A 19,700-nucleotide genomic window follows, 5' to 3' on the forward strand; every position below is an offset into this window, starting at 1 on the left:
GAGGGAAGTGCTTGTGAATATTAAGTGCTTTGGTGCATAGCTGGTTTCTAGTACGGCCGTATTTATGATTCGACTTCATGCAACTTCCTTACCCTGCAGTCCTAGCCGTTGACGCTGATAGGAGCCATCCAGGACGTTCCTGCACCACCCAAGATTGTCAAGATACCAGCGAACTGTCTTGTGAATTCCACTATTGAAGTCTTCGCTTGGCTCCCATCCCAATTCTGTCTTTATCTTTGTGGAATCGATAGCATATCGGCGGTCATGCCCCGGTCGGTCAGGAACATAGGTAATTAACCCTTGACAGTCTCCGCATCTAGGAACCAGCTCTCCCAAAGCAGAGCATATTGCTTCAACTACCTCTATATTTGTTTTTTCATTATTACCACCTACATTGTAAGTCTCTCCTAAACGGCCATTCTTCATTACTGTATATATTGCTTTTGCATGATCCTCAACGTACAACCAATCCCTAACATGCAGTCCTTTTCCATAAATGGGTAGCGGCAAATTATCTAACGCGTTCAGTATCATCAGGGGTATCAATTTTTCCGGAAATTGAAACGGGCCGTAATTATTTGAACAATTCGTTATCAACGCCGGGAAGTCATAGGTTCTTCGCCAGGCACTGACTAGATGATCTGAGCTTGCCTTACTGGCCGCATACGGTGAGCTTGGTGAATAAGCCGTATCTTCTGTGAATAGCAATTTACTGTTTTCCAGATCCCCAAACACTTCGTCTGTTGATACATGTATGAATCGGAAGATATCCCTTCTCGTCCTTTCCATATTTTTCCAGTACGCTCGGCTGACTTCCAAAATATTGTAGGTCCCTACGATATTGGTATTAATGAAGTCCGCCGGGCCATCTATAGAGCGATCCACATGACTCTCTGCCGCCAAATGAATTACAGCATCGGGTTGATATTTTTCAAACACCGACTCTAGACTGGCATTATCTAGTATATCAACTTTCTCGAATTTATATCTGGAATCGCGCTCCACATCCTTCAATGAGTCAAGATTACCAGCATAAGTCAACTTGTCGATATTTATCACAGAGTCTTCCGTGGCATTAACGATAAACCGTATTAGATTGCTACCAATGAACCCCGCCCCTCCTGTAATTGCTATTCTCATATTTCCCTCCGGCGACAATTTATTTCAACCCTGTGTACAAACATCTTCCTCGTTGTCACGCATACTAAACACTTTTCCAAAGCATCAATTTGTCCATCGCGATATCATCAATGCTTGCATATGGGGTCGACGGATCATTACTGATTAAGTAGCTGGAGTCGTCATATCCATTGTGGACTGGCTATGGGCAATGATCATGATCTTATCGGCGTGAGACAGCAATGGCCTCAACCACTTGTCTTTCTGTCTCAGTGCGCTGTTGGCCTTATCCAGTTTCAGGGTCCCTGGGGAATCCGATGTGCCAGGCCTATCCCAGATGATGTACTCTCTTCAAGCCACCCTGGATTCAAATTCCATCCGGCAGGCTCGGCATCAAGAGTGTCTCGAACTGGTCGATGCGCAATGCACTACACACACGGCTAGCTTTTGTCTACCTCGCTGGGGAGGCGCTTGACAAAGGGATTGTATGTACACGGACAATCGTCTTGATCAGGCAGATATTTTGTGGAATATGACTGATGGTGTTATGCCATCGCATGTATATCGCGCGACACCTGATCGCACATTGGCTACCTCGATACTGCCTTGCCCAGGCGTTATCCACCGCCTCAGCAGACCGGCTTCCCCTTCATGCACCAGCAATCCTCATAATGCGGTGGGACGGAAGGCATAGGATCATGTCAGACAGCGCAAGCTTTTTCTTTCCAGGATAACGAATCTGTAAGTTTCCATTCGTCATCTTTCAAGGCAGGGTAGCAAGGGCGGTTCGGTCGTAATCATCGGATGGCTGGGCGGTCTCAAGTTCCAAGCGCAACGCTATTGAAGGGTGCTCGGTCCACCGACGGATTTCTTGAGCACCTCGGCGTAAACTTCCAGCGGCGTTCGCCAGTCCAGTGTCTTGCGCGGCCGGGTGTTCAGTGAATCAGCGATCTCATCGAGCTCTTCCTGGCTGTAGACCGACACATCCGTGCCCTTTGGCAGGTACTGCCGCAACAGCCCGTTGGTGTTCTCATTGGAGCCCCGCTGCCATGGGCTATGCGGATCAGCGAAGTAGATCGCCGTACCGGTCTTCTGAGTGATCTCGGCATGCTTCATCATCTCTCTGCCCTGGTCGTACGTCATGGACAGGCGCAGAGAGCGCGGCACTTCATTGAGCTTGTCACTGAAGCCGACGGCCGCCGCCGTCGCCGTGGTGCCGTCCACTTTCGCCAGGATCACCAACCGTGTGGTCCGCTCCACCAGCGTACCGACGGCGGAGCGATTGTTGGCGCCAATGATGAGATCGCCTTCCCAATGGCCAGGCATCAGGCGATCTTCGATCTCCGGCGGCCGCATATGGATGCTGACCAGCTCGGGGATCTGCTGGCGTCGATCCTTGCCACGACTGCGTGGACGACGCTTGCCGTTGCCCTGCCGTAAGCAGGCGATGAGTTCCTTCTTGAGGCTGCCGCGAGGCATCACATAGAGCGCGTTGTAGATGGCCTCATGCGAGACCTGGCGACGTGAATCGTTGGGAGACATGCGCTTCAGTGTGCGGGCGATCTGCTCCGGTGACCAGTACTTGCGCAACAGATAGACCACCACCTCGAAGAGCTCCCCGTCGGGATGCAGCTTGGGGCGCTGACGTGACCGATGTCGCGTCAGACGGGCCCGGTAACGCGCCAGGCCGGCATCATAGCCCTTGATGGGATCGACCGTGTGACGAGCGATTTCTCGCGACACTGTGCTCGGTGCACGGCCCAAGTGAGTGGCGATGGCCCGGATCGAGTGCGTGGCGCACATCATCATAATGGCGGCTCGGTCTTCGGCGGTGAGGTGGCGGTAGCAAATGGTCATGGCAACACCGTACCTGATGGGTCACGTGTTGCACTTGCTCATTGAGACCGCCGTTACCAAAACCAACCGGGTATTAACATGGCATGCCCCTTCCATCGGATATGCCATACTTTTTTATTCTTCACCACGCTACCGCCATGAAGAATAGAATTCTTCGTGTAAATAACAAATATCATCCATGACGGGGAATCCCCGTCATGTTCCTGTCACCTTCCCGATACAATAATGCCTACGAGACATACATAAGGTTACAAAGACAACAGTATCTCTGCCCATATGGTTTTTTTCATACATATCGCGAGCCGGCGAGGAAAAAAAAGCCCAATTCATCAATAACTTGCATCATTATGCAAGCTGGGACATGCAAAAATTAATCTCAGTAGATGAGACATATAAAAAAAACGCTGATCTACTGATCAGCGTTGGACTGAAACAACCTGGTACTTTAAGCATGATTACATCTCATGCTGTGGATAGCGGCGGGTGTTAGAAAACCCGGTTCAGCCCGTTCTGCGCCGCCACCCGGTAGGCCTCGGCCATGGTCGGGTATTTGAAGGTGGTGCTGACGAAGTACTGGAGGGTGTTGGCCGCCCCTTCCTGCTGCATGATCGCCTGGCCGATATGGACGATCTCCGAGGCCTGGTCGCCGAAGCAGTGGATGCCGTAGATCTCCAGGGTGTCCTGGTCGAAGAGGATCTTGAGCATGCCCACGGTGTCGCCGGTGATCTGCGCCCGGGCGGTGTCCTTGAAGAACGCCTGGGCCACCTCGTAGGGCACGCGGGCCTCGGTCAGCTCCCACTCGTTGCGGCCGAAGGAGCTGATCTCGGGGATGGTATAGATGCCGGTGGGCACGTCGCTGACATAGCGATAGTCACGGTCGAGCAGCTCGTCACAGGCATTGAGTCCCTGGTCGTAGGCGGCACTGGCGAGGCTCGGCCAGCCAATGACGTCGCCGGCGGCGTAGATGTGCGGGATGGCGGTGCGGTAGTGGTCGTCGACCTGCAGCTGGCCGCGCCCGTTGGCCTCGAGGCCGATGGTCTCCAGCCCCAGCTCGTCGGTGTTGCCGGTGCGACCGTTGGCCCACAGGAAGGCATCGGCGCGCAGCCGCTTGCCGGACTTCAGGTACACCGTAACGCCGGACTCGTCGCCCTCGACGCGCTCGTACTCCTCGTTGTGACGGATCAGCACGCCATGCTTGCGCAGGTGGTAGGAGAGCGCGTCGCTGATCTCGTCGTCGAGGAAGGACAGCAGGCTGCCGCGATTGTTGATCAGGTCTACCTTGACCCCGAGCCCGGAGAAGATCGAGGCGTACTCGCAGCCGATCACTCCTGCGCCGAAGATGATCAGGGTACGTGGCGTGTGCGACAGACTGAGGATGGTATCGGAACAGTAGATGCGCGGATGGCGGAAGTCGATGTCCGCAGGTCGGTACGGCCGGGACCCGGTGGCGATGATGACCTTGCCGGCGACCAGCTCCTCCAGGCTCTCGCCCTCCCCCCTGACGACCAGCGTATGGGGATCCTTGAAGCGTGCCACGCCGCCGTAGAGGTCGATGCGGTTGCGGGCATAGAAGTTGGTGCGCATCGCCACCTGCTGGTCGATGGTGACCCGGGAGCGCTCCATGACCTTGGGGAAGGAAAACCAGCGGGGCTCGCCGATGTCCCGGAACAAGCGGTTGGTGTTGAAGGAGAGGATCTGCTTGACCTGGTGGCGCAGGGCCTTGGAGGGGATAGTGCCCCAGTATGTGCAGTTGCCACCCACCATGGGCTGCTTCTCGACCACCGCCACGCGCTTGCCATGCTTGGCGGCGTTGATGGCGGCGCTCTCGCCGGCCGGGCCGGTGCCGATCACCACCACGTCGTAATTGTGGACTGCCATGAATCCTGCCATCTCCCGTTAGCCATGGATACGAGGACAAGCTGGGGGCAAGGAGCGAGGCGTCAGGCGCGACACCTCTCATCGCGCGGCAAGCGGCTCTCCCGCCACCTCGAAGCTCGTCCCTGACACCTCGAACTTCGCCTCAGCGCTTGGTGGCGTCGTACCCCAGGTCGGCCCCCCGGCTCTCGTCGCTGCGGCGCCGCGCCCCACCGCTGCGCTTGCGGTTCTCTTCTTCGCACACCTCATCCTTGCCGCCGCAGACCTCGCAGCCTTCCTTGAGGCCGAGCTTGTTGAGGCCGCCGCAGCTGCCGGCGATGGGCTTCTGACCGAGGATGACGCCGATCGCCATGGCGGCCATGATGACCAGCATGAAGGCCAGTACCACGAGAAAGGTGCTCATTGGAATGCTCCGTCGCTATCGCTGAGAAGGTGCCATCCTTGGGACAACGGCGGTTGCCGTCCTGCTCCCCAAGGTACCGTCGCCTGATATGACGCCCCAAAGGCGGCATATCGGGCGGCGGAACCAAGCAGGGCTGGCCCGTGGGCCAGCCCTGCAGGTCGCCGGGGCCGATCAGCCGCCGAAGTCGTCGAGCATGATGTTCTCCGGCTCGACGCCGAGATCCAGCAGCAGCTTGATCACGGAGGCGTTCATCATGGGCGGCCCGCACATGTAGTACTCGCAGTCCTCGGGGGCCGGATGGTCCTTGAGGTAGTTCTCGTAGAGGACGTTGTGGATGAAGCCGGTGGGGCCCTCCCAGTTGTCCTCGGGCTGCGGATCGGACAGCGCCAGGTGCCACTCGAAGTTGTCGTGCTCCTCGGCCAGCTTGTCGTACTCCTCGTTGTAGAAGGTCTCGCGCCAGGAGCGCGCACCGTACCAGAAGCTGATCTTGCGCTTGGTGTCGAGGCGCTTGAGCTGGTCGAAGATGTGGCTGCGCATCGGCGCCATGCCGGCGCCCCCGCCGACGAACACCATCTCGGCATCGGTGTCCTTGGCGAAGAACTCGCCGAAGGGCCCCATCACCGTGACCTTGTCACCCGGCTTCAGGTTGAAGACATAGGTGGACATCAGGCCGGGCGGATGGCTGGTGTTGGGCGGCGGGGTGGCGATACGGATGTTGAACTTGAGGATGCCCTTCTCTTCCGGGTAGTTCGCCATGGAATAGGCGCGGATGACTTCCTCGGTGTTCTTGTGGGAGACGTCGAACAGGCCGAACTTCTCCCAGTCGCCCCGGTACTCCTCCTCGATGTCGAAGTCGGAGAACTTGATATCGTAGGGCGGCGCCACCAGCTGCACGTAGCCGCCGGCGCGGAAGGCCACTTCCTCGCCCTCGGGCAGGCGCAGGTTGAGCTCCTTGATGAAGGTGGCGACGTTGGGGTTCTCGATGACCTCGCATTCCCACTTCTGGACGCCGAAGACCTCCTCGGGGACCTCGATCTTCATGTCCTGCTTGACCGGCACCTGGCAGGACAGGCGCCAGCCTTCCTTCTTCTCGCGCAGGGTGAAGTGCGATTCCTCGGTGGGCAGGATGGCGCCGCCACCCTCCTCCACGCGGCACTTGCACTGGGCGCAGGAGCCGCCGCCGCCGCAGGCGGAGGACAGGAAGATGCCGTTGGCGGCCAGGGTGTTGAGCAGCTTGCCGCCGGCCTGGGTGGTCAGGGTGTGCTCGGGGTCGTCGTTGACCTCGATGGTCACGTCCCCGGTGCTGACGAGCCTGCTGCGGGCGGCCAGGATCACCGCCGTCAGACCGATGATGATCACGGTGAACATGACCACACCGAGCAAGATGACTGTTGTATCAACCATGTCGGTTTCCTATTGCTAGCGTTGCCTGGTCACCGGCGGCGCGGCGCCGCCGGGAAGCCGTCTCAGAGCTGGATGCCGGAGAAGGACATGAAGCCCAGCGACATCAGGCCCACCGTGATGAAGGTGATGCCGAGGCCCTGCAGGGAGCCGGGCACGTCACTGTACTTGAGCTTCTCGCGGATGCCGGCCAGGGCGGTGATGGCCAGGGCCCAGCCCACGCCGGCGCCGAAGCCGTAGACCACGGATTCGCCGAAGTGGTAGCTGCGCTCGGCCATGAACAGGGTCGCGCCGAGGATCGCGCAGTTCACCGTGATCAGCGGCAGGAAGACGCCCAGGGCGTTGTAGAGCGCCGGCACGTACTTGTCGAGGAACATCTCCAGGATCTGCACGATGGCGGCGATGACGCCGATGTAGCTCAGGTAGCCGAGGAACGACAGGTCGATGTTCTCGGCGCCGGGAATGCCCGTCCAGGTCAAGGCCCCTTCGGCGAGGAGGAATTCCAGGATCAGGTTGTTCACCGGCACGGTGATGGTCAGCACCACGATGACGGCGATGCCCAGGCCGAACGCCGAGGCAACCTTCTTGGACACGGCCAGGAAGGTGCACATCCCCAGGAAGAACGCCAGGGCCATGTTCTCGACGAAGACCGAGGCGACGAACAGGCTCAGATAGTGTTCCATGTTACACGGCCTCCTTCGGCTGGGTGTTTTCCTTCATCTTGAACTCGTTCTCCTCGATCTGCTCCGGGTTGACGCTACGCAGCACCCAGATGATCAGGCCGATGATGAAGAACGCGGACGGCGGCAGCAGCAGCAGGCCGTTGGGCACGTACCAGCCGCCATCCTGCACCGGAGTGAGCACGGTGAACCCGAACACCGAGCCGGCGCCCAGCAGCTCGCGCACGAAGCCCACGACCATCAGGATGAAGCCGTAGCCCAGGCCGTTGCCGACGCCGTCCAGGAAGGCGAGCCCGGGAGGGTTCGTCATGGCGAAGCCCTCGGCGCGCCCCATCACGATGCAGTTGGTGATGATCAGGCCGACGAACACCGACAGCTGCTTGGACATCTCGTAGGCATAGGCCTTGAGGATCTGGTCCACCACGATCACCAGGGAGGCGATGATGGTCATCTGCACGATGATGCGGATCGAGGACGGGATGTGGTGGCGAATCAGCGACACGAACAGGTTCGAGAAGGCCGTGACGAAGATCACCGCCAGCGACATCACCAGCGACACGCTCATGCTGGTGGTCACCGCCAGCGCGGAGCAGATCCCCAGGATCTGCAGCGCGATGGGGTTGTTCTTGAAGATCGGCGTCGTCAGGACGCCCTTGGGGGTTGCGGCAGACATGATCAGGCTCCTTCAGTGTCGTCGAGGTCGGTGGCAGCGCCCTGTACCTCGTCCGGGGCGACGCCGCTGCGGAACCGGGCGAGGTACTCGCCGAAGCCCTCGGGGCTGAGCCAGAACTGCAGCATGTTGGTCACCCCCTTGCTGGTCAGGGTGGCACCGGACAGGGCGTCGACCTCGGTCTCGCCGCTGGCGCCGCCCTTGACCAGGGCGATGTCCGGCTGGACGTCGTCGCCGTCGGCGAAGATCTGCTTGCCCTCCCACTGCGCCTTCCAGCGCGGGTTGTTGACCTCGGCCCCCAGCCCCGGCGTTTCGCTGTGATCGTAGTAGGTGATCCCGACGAAGGTGTTGCCGTCACCCTCCAGCGAGATGTAACCGCGCATCAGCCCCCACAGGCCCTGGCCGCGGATCGGCAGGATGATCTGCTCGGGATCCTCCAGGTCGCCCACCAGGTAGACGGTGCTGTAGTGCTCCTGGCGAGAGAGGCCGGCGATATCACGATCGCCCGACAGGGTGCGCGAGGACGCCGGATCCCGGGCCGCCTGGAAGTTGTCGTAGGTGGACGGATCGATCTCGTCGGAGTACTCGCCGGTGCGCAGGTCGACCACCCGCGGGGTGACTTGGGACTCGAACGCGGCCTCGACATCCATGCCCGACTCGTAGAGGTTGGCCACGCTGAGGATGTTCGACTTGCGATCCAGCTCCTGGTTGAGCTGCTGCTTGGCGCGCAGGCCGACCGCGGCGGTGGAGACGATGACCGAACACACGATGCAAAGTGCGAAGGCCACCGTCAGGATCTTCTTGATGGAGTTGTTGCTCTGTGCCATCAGGCGGTCTCCTCGGCCGGCACGCCGGTACGCTGCATCCGACGCTTGATGTTGGCCTGAACAAAGAAGTGGTCGATCAGCGGGGCGAACAGGTTGGCGAACAGGATCGCCAGCATGATGCCTTCCGGGAACGCCGGGTTGACCACGCGGATCAGCACGGTCATGACGCCGATCAGGATGCCGAAGATCAGCCGGCCGGGGTTGGTCATGGAGGCGGACACCGGATCGGTGGCCATGAACACCATGCCGAAGGCGAAGCCGCCCACCACCAGGTGCCAGTACCAGGACATGGCGAACATCGGGTTGGTGTCGGAGCCGACCAGGTTGAACAGCGCGCTGGTCGCCACCATGCCCAGGAAGGTGCCCAGCATGATGCGCCAGGAGGCGATCTTGGTCCACAGCAGCACCACGGCGCCGATCAGGATCGCCAGCGTCGAGGTCTCGCCCACCGAGCCCGGGATGAAGCCGAGGAAGGCGTCCCACCAGCTGTACTGCTCGCTCAGCACGCTCATCCCGCTCTGGAAGGCTGTGGACAGCGGCGTGGCGCCGGTGAAGCCGTCCGCGGCCACCCACACCGCGTCACCGGAGATCTGCGCGGGGTAGGCGAAGTACAGGAAGGCACGGCCGGTCAGCGCCGGGTTGAGGAAGTTCTTGCCGGTACCGCCGAAGATCTCCTTGCCGATCACCACGCCGAAGGTGATGCCCAGCGCCACCTGCCACAGCGGGATGGTGGCCGGGAGGATCAGGGCATAGAGCACGGAGGTGACGAAGAAGCCCTCGTTGACCTCGTGGCCGCGCTTGATGGCGAACAGCACCTCCCAGAAGCCGCCCACCACGAAGGTCACCAGATAGATGGGCAGGAAGTAGGTGGCGCCGAGCACGAAGTTCGCCCAGACGCTGCCCGGATCGTGGCCGCCGGCGAGCGTCATGACGATGGCCTCGCGCCAGCCGCCCATGGCACTGAAGCCGTCGGCGATGGCCAGGTTGGCCTGCCAGCCGGCGTTCCACATGCCGAAGAACATGGCCGGGAAGGTGCACAGCCAGACCGTGATCATGATCCGCTTGAGGTCGATGCCATCGCGCACGTGGGCGGTGGTCTTGGCCACGCTCGGCGGGGTGTAGAAGATGGTGTCGACCGCTTCATAGAGCGGGTAGAACTTCTCGTACTTGCCGCCCTTGTGAAAGTGCGGCTCGAGATTGTCGAGTGTCTGTCGGATACCCATCATCAGGCCTCTTTCTCGATCATGGTGAGGTTGTCACGCAGGATGGGACCGTATTCGTACTTGCCGGGACACACGTAGGTGCACAGCGCCAGGTCCTCCTCATCCAGCTCCAGACAGCCGAGCTGCATCGCCGCCTCGATGTCGCCGACGATCAGCGAGCGCAGCAGCTGGGTGGGCAGGATGTCCAGCGGCATCACCTCCTCGTAGGTTCCCACCGGCACCATGGCCCGCTCGGAGCCGTTGGTGGACGTGGTCGGCGCATAGTTGCGCAGGCCCTTGAGTTTCGAGAGGTAGATGCCGAGCACCGAGTGACGGTTGGAACCGAGCGACATCCAGCCCATGAAGATCCGCTTGTTGCCTTCCTCGAGCAGGCTGAGCTGGCTGTGGAAGCGGCCCACGTAACGCAGGCTGCCCTCGGCGGTGAACCCGGAGAACACCGACCCGGAGATCACCCGGGTCTCCTCGGGCTCGATGACCTCGCCGGCCAGCAGCTCCTCGGTGCTGGCCCCGAGGCGGGTCCGCAGCAGGCGCGGCGTCTCGGCGCGCGGGCCGCCGACGGCCACGACCCGGCTGACGTCGAGCTGGCCCTGGGCGAACAGCTTGCCGAAGGCGATGACGTCCTGGTAGCCGATGTGCCAGACCCGCTTGTGCAGGGCCACGGGCGAGAGGTGGTGGATATGGGTGCCGACCAGGCCGGCCGGGTGCGGGCCGGCGAAGGTCTCGACCTGCACGCCCTTGACGTCGCCGCCGGGCAACCGGGTGTCGGGGGCGCTACACAGGAAGACCTTGCCCTCGGTTAGCCTGGCGAGCACCTTGAGGCCATCCTCGAAGGCCTCGGGCTGCTCGTTGATGATCCCGGCGGGATCGGCGGCCAGCGGGTGGGTATCGATGGCGGTGACAAAGATGTTCTCCGGCGTTCCATCGATGGCGGGGGTGCGCGAGTAGGGACGGGTACGCAGCGCCGTCCACAGCCCGGATTCGACCAGCTGATCGACCACGGTCTGGCGCTCCAGGGTTTCCAGCTTGTCACGGCCGTGGGCGGTGAACTCCAGGGCGTCCTCGGTCTCGTCGACCTTGATCACCACCGACAGCAGCTTGCGCTTCTCGCCGCGGTGAATCGCGACGACCTCGCCGGCGGCCGGCGCGGTGAAACGCACGCCGTCGATCTTCTTGTCGGTGAAGAGCAGCTGGCCCAGCTTGACCTTGTCCCCTTCCCGGACCTCCATGGTCGGCTTCATGCCGATATAGTCGGTACCCAGGACGGCCACGTGGCGCACCGGGCGCGCATCCTCGATGCGCTGCTCCGGGGCTCCCGTGATGGGGAGATCCAGGCCTTTCTTGACTTCGATCATAGTCTCGCCCAGTTGATGGATCGGATATACGAAGGAAAGGGGTGCGAATGGATTAGAATTCTATTGCTTGTCAGAATGTTACCAGTCGGGCCCGAGGCGAGCTCGAACCACCCCGAAAAATCTTCGGTATTATAAAGAGAAGCCAATGCGATGACCACCTGCCATAAGGTCGCAAAGGGGTCACCGCGACAAGGGGCGAAGTGTCGCAGAGGGTGAAAAAAGCGTTGAGAAAGGCGAGCTTGGGGCCGGGACGAGGAAGAGGCGCCCCCGCCGGGCGGCGGGGGCGGCCGGGGATCAGCCCTGGGTGCGCGGCAGCTTCAGGAAGCTGACGTTGGAGATGTGCTGCAGGATACGGATGACCTGGCAGCTGTAGCCGAACTCGTTGTCGTACCAGACATAGAGGACGGCGTGCTTGCCGTTGGCGATGGTCGCCTGGGCATCGACGATGCCGGCATGGCGGTTGCCCACGAAGTCGGTGGAGACCACTTCCGGCGAGTCGACGTAGTCGATCTGCTTCTGGTACTGGGAGTCGACGGACATCCGGCGCAGGTAGTCGTTGAGGGACTCGACGTCGGTCTCCCGCTCCAGGGTCAGGTTGAGGATGGCCATGGAGACGTTGGGGGTCGGCACGCGGATGGCGTTGCCGGTCAGCTTGCCGCCCAGCTCCGGCAGCGCCTTGGCCACGGCCTTGGCCGCCCCGGTCTCGGTCAGCACCATGTTCAGCGGCGCACTGCGGCCGCGACGGTCACCCTTGTGGTAGTTGTCGATCAGGTTCTGGTCGTTGGTGTAGGAGTGCACCGTCTCGACGTGGCCGTGGGCGATGCCGTACTCGTCGTTGAGCACCTTGAGCGCCGGCACGATGGCATTGGTGGTACAGGACGCCGCGGAGATGATGCGATCCTCGGCGGTGATGTCCTGGTGGTTGATGCCGTAGACGATGTTCTTGACGTCGCCCTTGCCCGGCGCGGTCAGCAGCGCCTTGGCCACGCCCTTGCAGGCGAGGTGCTGACCGAGGCCGTCCTCGTCGCGCCAGATGCCGGTGTTGTCGACCACCACGGCGTGGTCGATGCCGTAGGCGGTGTAGTCGATCTCGGCCGGCGAGTCGGCGTAGATCACCTTGATGACGTTGCCGTTGGCGGTCAGGGTGCGGGCCTCGGCATCGACGCTGATGGTGCCCTCGAAGGGCCCATGGACGCTGTCGCGACGCAGCAGGCTGGCGCGCTTCTCCAGGTCCTTGGCGATGTCGCCGCGGCCGCGCACCACGATGGCGCGCAGGCGCAGCAGGTTGCCGCCGCCGGCCTTCTCGACCAGCACTCGGGCCAGGATGCGGCCGATGCGGCCGAAGCCGTAGAGCACCACGTCCTTGGGCTCACCGTTGCCGGCATCCGGGTCGTGGGCGTCGACGATCTCGGCCAGCTCCTCGCGCAGAAAGGCCACGGCGTCGCCGCCGCCGCGCTTCTTGTAGGCCACGCCCAGCTTGCCGACGTCCACGTGGGCCGGGCCCAGGTTGAGCTCGGACATGGCCTTGACGAGCGGGAAGGTGTCCTTGACGGAGAGCTCGGTCCCCTCGATCTTGCGAACGTAGCGATGGTCCTTGAGGATCCGGATGACGCTGCGGTTGAACAGCGAGCGACCATACAGGGTGGTCACGACGTTGTGGTGACGATAGAGGCTGCCGATCAGCGGGATCATCTGCTCGGCGATCGCCTGGTTGTCGTGCCATTCCTGGAAGACGGTATCGAGGGGTTGCTGACTCACGGGAGGCCTCTCTATGGGAATTGGAAAACGATCGTATTATCCGGCCCCCCGTTCGCCAGGGCAATCACGGGATGGTCGCAGGCGCTGTAGGGGTTTTACAGGAATCCGCCGCTCACTACACGATTGGACAACCTCCATTGAGCATGACGAGGGGCGCCGGGGACAGGTCGAAGAGGGGGTCCTGCGAGTCTGTCGACGGATCAGCCCCGCGCGACGAGGCTGATTGCGACAGTACGGGGCTTCACTACACGAGGGTGTCGGGCTGGTATGATGCGCCCAGTCATCCATTCGACACGTGCAAGCGACGCCATGCCGACTTTCTCGCCTCTCGATCCCGCGCGTCCCCGGGGACTGCGCGACACTCTCTACTGGCAGACGCCTCCCGGCAGCGCCACGGCCTTGTCCCTGGCCCACCTGGCCGAGGACGCGCCGCTGCTGGTGGTGACCGCCGACACCGCCCAGGCCCAGCGCCTGGAGGGCGAGCTGGGCTTCTACTCGCGCCTGCCGGTGCTGCCCTTCCCCGACTGGGAGACCCTGCCCTACGACAGCTTCTCGCCGCACCAGGACATCGTCTCGGCCCGGTTGCGCACCCTGCGCCGCCTCCAGGACGGCGAGCACGGCATCGTGCTGGTGGCGATCAATACGCTGATGCAGCGCCTGCCGCCGGTGGACTACATCGCCGGCCGGGTGATGACCCTCGAGGTGGGCATGACCCTGGACCGGGAGAAGTTCCGGGAGAGCCTGTCGCGGGCCGGCTACCGGGCCGTGGAGACGGTCTTCGAGCCCGGCGAGTACGCCCTGCGCGGCGCGCTGATCGATCTCTTCCCCATGGGCAGCGAGTCGCCCCTGCGCATCGACCTGTTCGACGACGAGATCGACACCCTGCGCCATTTCGACCCGGACACCCAGCGCAGCCAGGACAAGGTGGCGGGCGTCGAGCTGCTGCCCGCCCACGAGTACTCGCTGTCGCGCTCGGCCGTGGCCTGCTTCCGGGAGGGCTTCGAGACGCTGTTCGACGTCGACCCCCGCCAGTGTCCGCTGTATGTCGATGCCCTCAAGGGCATCCCCTCCCCCGGGCTCGAGCAGTACCTGCCGCTGTTCTTCGACGAGACGGCCACGCTGTTCGAGCACCTCGCCGAGGGGACCCGGGTCGCCCTGCTGCCGGGCACCTTCGCGGCCGCCGAACACCACTGGGCGGCCATCGAGAGTCGCTACGAGAACCTCGGCGTCGACCCCACCCGACCGCTGCTGCCGCCCCACCGGGCCTTCGTGCCGGTGGCCGAGGCCTTCGGCGCCATCAAGCGCCACCCACGGGTCGAGCTCACCGACGACCCGACCCATCGCCATGCCCGGGTGCCGGCCGCCCGGACGCCCCCCGAGGTCACGGTCAACGCCCGCGGCAAGCAGCCCCTGGCCGCCCTGACGGCCTTCCTCGACGCGCGGCCCGAGACCCGGGTCCTGTTCGTCGCCGAGTCACGCGGCCGACGCGAGGCCCTCGAGGAGACGCTGGCACCCCTGGGGCTCGCCCTGCCCCATGTCGATGACTTCGCCGCCTTCCTCGCCGCCGGCGAGCGCACCGCCATCACCGAGGGCGCCATCGAGGCCGGGTTGTGGCTGGAATCGCCGAACCTGGCGGTGATCAGCGAGACCGAGCTGTTCGGCGAGGTGGTGCGCCAGAGCCGTCGCCGCGAGAAGGCCACCGACGACAGCGAGCTGGCCGTCCGCCACCTCTCCGAGCTCAAGCCCGGCGCGCCGGTCGTCCACCAGGCCCACGGCGTCGGGCGCTACCGGGGCCTCGAGACCCTCGAGGCCGGCGGCCAGGCCGCCGAGTTCGTGTCGCTGGAATACGCCGACGGCGCCAAGCTCTACGTGCCGGTGGACAGCCTGCACCTGATCTCGCGCTATGCCGGCGCCGACGAGGAACTGGCGCCGCTGCACCGGCTGGGCTCCGAGCAGTGGGAGAAGGCCAAGCGCAAGGCCGCGGAGAAGATCCGCGACACCGCCGCCGAACTGCTCGACGTCTATGCCCGCCGCGAGGCCCGGGAGGGCTTCGCCTGCGCGCCGCCCGACGCCGAGTACGCCCGCTTCGCCGGCAGCTTCCCCTTCGAGGAGACCCCCGACCAGCGCGCGGCCATCCAGGCGGTGCTGGGCGACATGACCGCGCCCCGCCCCATGGACCGGGTGGTGTGCGGCGACGTCGGCTTCGGCAAGACCGAGGTGGCCATGCGGGCGGCCTTCCTCGCCGTGCACTCGGACCGCCAGGTGGTGGTCCTGGTGCCCACCACCCTGCTGGCCCGTCAGCACTACGAGAACTTCCGCGACCGCTTCGCCGACACCGCGGTGAACATCGAGCTGATCTCGCGCTTCACCGCCGGCCAGGGCCAGAGCGCCGCCTTGAAGCGCATCGAGGCGGGCCAGGCCGACATCGTCATCGGCACCCACAAGCTGCTCTCCAAGTCGATGCGCTTCCCCAACATGGGCCTGCTGATCATCGACGAGGAACACCGCTTCGGGGTCGCCCAGAAGGAGCGCCTGAAGAGCCTGCGCGCCGAGGTGGACATCCTGACGCTGACCGCCACGCCGATCCCGCGCACCCTGAACATGGCCATGAGCGGGATCCGCGACCTGTCGATCATCGCCACCCCGCCGGCCCGCCGGCTGTCGGTGAAGACCTTCGTCCAGCAGCGCGACGAGGCGGTGATCAAGGAGGCGCTGCTGCGCGAGATCCTGCGCGGCGGCCAGGTCTACTTCCTGCACAACGAGGTCAAGACCATCGAGACCGCCGCCGAGACGGTGCGCGGCCTGGTGCCCGAGGCCCGGGTGGCCGTGGCCCACGGCCAGCTGCCGGAACGCTCCCTGGAGCGGGTGATGTCCGACTTCTACCACAAGCGCTTCAACGTGCTGGTCTGCTCGACCATCATCGAGACCGGCATCGACGTGCCGAGCGCCAACACCATCATCATCGAGCGCGCCGACAAGTTCGGCCTCGCCCAGCTCCACCAGCTGCGCGGCCGGGTGGGCCGCAGCCACCACCAGGCCTATGCCTACCTGCTGGCCCCGCCCCCGCGGGCGATGACCCGGGACGCCGTCAAGCGCCTGGAGGCCATCGGCCAGGCCGAGGACCTCGGCGCCGGCTTCACCCTGGCCAGCCACGACATGGAGATCCGCGGCGCCGGCGAGCTGCTCGGCGACGAGCAGAGCGGCCAGATGGAGGCGATCGGCTACAGCCTCTACATGCAGATGCTCGACCGCGCCGTGAAGGCGATCCGCGAGGGCAAGACGCCCAACATCGAGGCGCCCCTGGACCAGGGCGTGGAGATCGGCCTCAACCTGCCGGCGCTGATCCCCGACGACTACCTGCATGATGTCCAGCAGCGCCTGGTGATGTACAAGCGCATCGCCAGCGCCGAGAGCGAGGCCGAGCTCAAGGAGCTCCAGGTGGAGATGATCGATCGCTTCGGCCTGCTGCCGGCGCCGGTGAAGACCCTGCTGCGCCAGACCCGGTTGCGCCAGCGCGCCGAGCGCCTGGGCATCGCGCGCCTCGAGGCCGGCCCCGAGCGGGGCCGGGTGATCTTCGCCGGCCATACCCGGGTCGACCCGTTGATCCTGGTCGAGCTGATCCAGCGGGAACCGCAGCGCTATCGCCTGGAGGGCGCCGACACCCTGCGCTTCGAGGCCGACATGGCCGACGAGGCGGCCCGCTTCGCCGTCGTGGAGCAGCTGCTCGATGCCCTCAACCGCAAGGCCGAAGCGGCATGACCCAGGGGTGAGGGGCAAGGAGAAAGGGGGGGAGGTGAAAGCCACCTCACGGCCTCCCTCTCACTCCTCCCCTCGCTTTCACTGAGCGTCCTACTGGCGAACCGACACCGGCTGGGGCACTCTAACGCCAATGCCGATCCCCACGGATGGGGTCGGCCCCGATGACAAACCCGATCCGAGACCATGACCACCATGACCGCACCCTCTTTACGCGGCGCCCTGGCCCGCACCACCCTGCTGCTCGGGCTAAGCACCGTCCTCGCCGCCCCGCTGCAGGCCAACGAGGACCTGCCTCGCGGCTACTATCTGCTGCCCGAGGAGGGCGACCTCGTCGGCGAGGTCTACACCGTCGAGGCCGACAAGGAGGACACCCTGATCGATATCGGCCATGAGCACGGTATCGGCTACCGGGCCATGGTGCGCGCCAACCCGGACGTCAGCGTCTGGTATCCCGGCGAAGGCACCGAGGTGACGATTCCCGGCCAGTTCATCCTGCCCGACGCGCCGCGTACCGGCATCGTGATCAATGTCGCCGAGATGCGCCTCTACTACTATCCCCCGGCCGAGGAAGGCGAGCCGCGCATCGTCCAGACCTACCCTCTCGGGGTGGGCCGCCAGGACTGGGAGACGCCGCTGGGCAATACCACCATCACCGAGAAGGTCGAGAACCCGGCCTGGTACCCGCCGGAATCCATCCGCCGCGAACACGCCGAGGCCGGCGATCCGCTGCCCGGCGTGGTGCCTGCCGGCCCGGACAACCCGCTGGGCACCCGCAAGATGCGCCTGGGCATTCCCGGCTACCTGATCCACGGCACCAACAAGCCGGAGGGTGTCGGCATGCGCGTCTCCCACGGTTGCGTGCGGATGCTCCCGCAGGATGTGGAGCACCTGTTCGACCAGATCGCGGTGGGCACCCAGGTGCGGCTGATCAACGAGAGCTTCAAGCTGGGCTGGTCCGACGGCACCCTCTATGTCCAGGCCTACCCCTACCTGGACGAGAAACAGGGTACCAGCATCCAGCGCGTCACCAAGGCGCTGGGCCAGGTCGATTCCAGCATCGAGGGGCTCGAATACCCGGTCGACTACTCGCGGCTGCGCGAGGTGGTGGAGATCCCCGGCGGCATGCCGGTGGCGCTGGAGTCCTCCCCCGAGCCCGCCGAACCGGCCCCGGCCCCGGAAACCCTGTATGACCGCCTGGAGCTGATCGCCGCCCGGCCGAGCCTGTACGAACAGCTGCCGCCGCAGGGCTGACGGCACCGGCGCTCCCACAGAAGATGGCAGGTGTTGAGGCTCTTCGTGGGAGCGCAGCGCGCTGCGCGATCCGCCGCGCAGCGGCGGTGGAAGATGCCTCAGGCGCCTCGCGGCGCCATCGCGCTCTACGAGCGCTCCCACAGGACTGCCCAGCTTCCGCTGGTGTGCGATGCAATATAAAAAACCACCCCTCGCAGGAGGGGTGGTCTCTGATACCACATCGCCAGGCAGCGTGCCTGGCGTGGTGATCCGGGCTTACTTGCGCATGGAACTCTCGAACATGCGGTTCATCTCTTCACGGTTCTGCTGGGACATCTGCAGAGCGGCCTGAGCGTCACGCTGTGCCTGGTTGGCGGTGTTCTGTGCCTGGGTGGCGATGCTGCGAGCTTCGGCGGCGTCGGCCTGAGCGGACTCGGCAGTCATGCGAACTTCTTCCAGGGCGCTGGAAGAGGCACAGCCGGCCAGAACGGCGAGAGAGGCAGCAGCGGCAGTCAGCTTCAGAGTGGTCTTCATAGTCATGGTGTTCTCCTTGGGTCTTCCTTGGTACTGCGTTGGTGATGCCTGCAGAACAGGCTTCCTGCAAAGGCAGGTCTTCCTGCAGCAATGTCTGCTGCGTGTCACGGGAGTCAAACGCTGTTCTATAGCAAGACACAACGCTTGTCTACTGACTAGAACGTCCCTAGCGCATGTAAAGCCTAGCGGATCACGACTCGCGTGCCAATGTCGATGATCGACGACAGTCGCTCCACCTGGCCATCGGTGACGGCCACGCAGCCATCGGTCCAGTGGAAGCGACGGTGGATCTCGGGATCGCCGACGCCGACCCCGTGGATGCCGATGTAGCCGCCCAGCACCGTGTCCTGGGGAGGCGAACCGTGGCGACGGTAGTACGAGAAATAGTCGTCATAGTCCTGCTGGCTGTAGAGCCCCGACGCCAACGCCAGCCGGGCATGGGTCGGCGTGGGATAGTCCAGGCCGACGAAGATGTGGAACTTGCTGTGACGGTTGAACCGGTTTACCCGGAACTCGCCCAGGGGCGTGGCCCGGTCGCCGCGCACCCGCTGGGGCTTGGCGCCACCGCGCCCCAGCGAGATCGGCGCATAGTGCTCCAGCCGCGCCTCGCCGCGGTAGAGGCTGAGCGACGCCTCGCGGTCGTCGACCAGCACCCAGAGTTCGTCGGGATACCGCGGCGACGTGGCCTGCGCCAGCAGATCGTTCATCAAGGCCGGACTGGCCTGGGCGGTCGCCCATGGCCAGAGGGAGGCACTCAGGGCCAGCAGGCCGAATCGGCGACGGGAAAGAACCGGCATCTCCACCTTCTTCGTCATGGAAGCATCGTGACAGGGAAACATGAGCGCCTTTATAGCGTATTCCGCTGTCCCTGTCAGGGGACGTTGGATGCATCTTGCCCTGGGGCGGCAGACACCCCGGCCGGGAGCCATCCCGAGCGCATGTCACCGTCGCTCAGAACCGACACCGCCATGCCGCAACCTCCGCCAGCGTCTCCATTCACCGACAGTCCCGA

At 63.6% G+C, this 19,700-nt stretch carries 15 protein-coding genes; 2 read left to right on the top strand and 13 right to left on the bottom strand.

Annotated elements, in window-relative coordinates:
* Nucleotides 1–75: 75 nt before the first annotated feature.
* The 11 genes from rfbB to OCT48_RS11475 form a co-directional block, all read right to left on the bottom strand.
* The gene (gene rfbB / locus OCT48_RS11425; RefSeq protein WP_263589281.1) at nucleotides 76–1,140 is read right to left on the bottom strand and encodes a dTDP-glucose 4,6-dehydratase; all 1,065 of its coding nucleotides are present in this window, start codon (nucleotides 1,138–1,140) and stop codon (nucleotides 76–78) included.
* Between the two features lie 816 nt (nucleotides 1,141–1,956).
* Nucleotides 1,957–2,970 (bottom strand): IS30 family transposase, encoded by a 1,014-nt coding sequence (locus tag OCT48_RS11430; RefSeq protein WP_263592615.1) that lies wholly within the window; start codon nucleotides 2,968–2,970, stop codon nucleotides 1,957–1,959.
* A 492-nt stretch (nucleotides 2,971–3,462) separates the two neighbouring features.
* Entirely contained in the window at nucleotides 3,463–4,854 is a 1,392-nt protein-coding gene (gene sthA, locus OCT48_RS11435) for a Si-specific NAD(P)(+) transhydrogenase (protein ID WP_263589282.1), read from the bottom strand.
* A gap of 142 nt (nucleotides 4,855–4,996) precedes the next feature.
* Nucleotides 4,997–5,254, bottom strand: coding sequence for a (Na+)-NQR maturation NqrM (gene nqrM, locus OCT48_RS11440; protein WP_126482440.1), 258 nt, complete (start codon nucleotides 5,252–5,254; stop codon nucleotides 4,997–4,999).
* 171 nt (nucleotides 5,255–5,425) lie between these two features.
* Nucleotides 5,426–6,658 carry an NADH:ubiquinone reductase (Na(+)-transporting) subunit F gene (gene nqrF / locus OCT48_RS11445; RefSeq protein WP_263589283.1) on the bottom strand — a complete coding sequence of 411 codons (1,233 nt, stop codon included), beginning with the start codon at nucleotides 6,656–6,658 and terminating at the stop codon, nucleotides 5,426–5,428.
* A gap of 62 nt (nucleotides 6,659–6,720) precedes the next feature.
* Nucleotides 6,721–7,338 carry an NADH:ubiquinone reductase (Na(+)-transporting) subunit E gene (nqrE, locus tag OCT48_RS11450; protein WP_263589284.1) on the bottom strand — a complete coding sequence of 206 codons (618 nt, stop codon included), beginning with the start codon at nucleotides 7,336–7,338 and terminating at the stop codon, nucleotides 6,721–6,723.
* Nucleotide 7,339: 1 nt separating this feature from the next.
* Nucleotides 7,340–8,008: an NADH:ubiquinone reductase (Na(+)-transporting) subunit D gene (locus OCT48_RS11455; protein WP_263589285.1), complete on the bottom strand. Its 669-nt coding sequence runs from the start codon at nucleotides 8,006–8,008 to the stop codon at nucleotides 7,340–7,342.
* Nucleotides 8,009–8,010: 2 nt separating this feature from the next.
* A complete protein-coding gene (locus OCT48_RS11460) occupies nucleotides 8,011–8,832 on the bottom strand; it encodes a Na(+)-translocating NADH-quinone reductase subunit C (protein ID WP_263589286.1) in 822 nt (273 codons plus the stop codon).
* Nucleotides 8,832–10,058: an NADH:ubiquinone reductase (Na(+)-transporting) subunit B gene (locus OCT48_RS11465; protein WP_263589287.1), complete on the bottom strand. Its 1,227-nt coding sequence runs from the start codon at nucleotides 10,056–10,058 to the stop codon at nucleotides 8,832–8,834. The genes OCT48_RS11460 and OCT48_RS11465 overlap by 1 nt, the downstream gene beginning before the upstream one ends.
* Nucleotides 10,058–11,407, bottom strand: coding sequence for a Na(+)-translocating NADH-quinone reductase subunit A (locus tag OCT48_RS11470; protein ID WP_263589288.1), 1,350 nt, complete (start codon nucleotides 11,405–11,407; stop codon nucleotides 10,058–10,060). Before OCT48_RS11470 ends, OCT48_RS11465 begins: the two co-directional genes overlap by 1 nt.
* A 294-nt stretch (nucleotides 11,408–11,701) precedes the next feature.
* The gene (locus OCT48_RS11475) at nucleotides 11,702–13,165 is read right to left on the bottom strand and encodes a glyceraldehyde-3-phosphate dehydrogenase (protein WP_263589289.1); all 1,464 of its coding nucleotides are present in this window, start codon (nucleotides 13,163–13,165) and stop codon (nucleotides 11,702–11,704) included.
* Nucleotides 13,166–13,474: 309 nt separating this feature from the next.
* On the opposite strand from OCT48_RS11475, the gene mfd reads away from it, so the two are divergent.
* Together mfd and OCT48_RS11485 are read left to right on the top strand one after the other, a co-directional pair.
* Nucleotides 13,475–16,924 (top strand): transcription-repair coupling factor, encoded by a 3,450-nt coding sequence (mfd, locus tag OCT48_RS11480; protein ID WP_263589290.1) that lies wholly within the window; start codon nucleotides 13,475–13,477, stop codon nucleotides 16,922–16,924.
* A 192-nt stretch (nucleotides 16,925–17,116) separates the two neighbouring features.
* A complete protein-coding gene (locus OCT48_RS11485) occupies nucleotides 17,117–18,175 on the top strand; it encodes a L,D-transpeptidase family protein (protein WP_318152496.1) in 1,059 nt (352 codons plus the stop codon).
* Nucleotides 18,176–18,430: 255 nt separating this feature from the next.
* Here the strand turns inward: OCT48_RS11485 and OCT48_RS11490 are convergent, their stop codons facing one another.
* Together OCT48_RS11490 and OCT48_RS11495 are read right to left on the bottom strand one after the other, a co-directional pair.
* The gene (locus tag OCT48_RS11490; RefSeq protein ID WP_263589292.1) at nucleotides 18,431–18,694 is read right to left on the bottom strand and encodes an Lpp/OprI family alanine-zipper lipoprotein; all 264 of its coding nucleotides are present in this window, start codon (nucleotides 18,692–18,694) and stop codon (nucleotides 18,431–18,433) included.
* A gap of 176 nt (nucleotides 18,695–18,870) precedes the next feature.
* Complete coding sequence (locus OCT48_RS11495) at nucleotides 18,871–19,485, bottom strand: L,D-transpeptidase family protein (RefSeq protein WP_263592616.1); 615 nt, start codon at nucleotides 19,483–19,485, stop codon at nucleotides 18,871–18,873.
* Nucleotides 19,486–19,700: the final 215 nt, after the last annotated feature.

It is taken from the genome of Halomonas sp. M4R1S46 (assembly GCF_025725685.1).
Taxonomy (GTDB): domain Bacteria; phylum Pseudomonadota; class Gammaproteobacteria; order Pseudomonadales; family Halomonadaceae; genus Halomonas.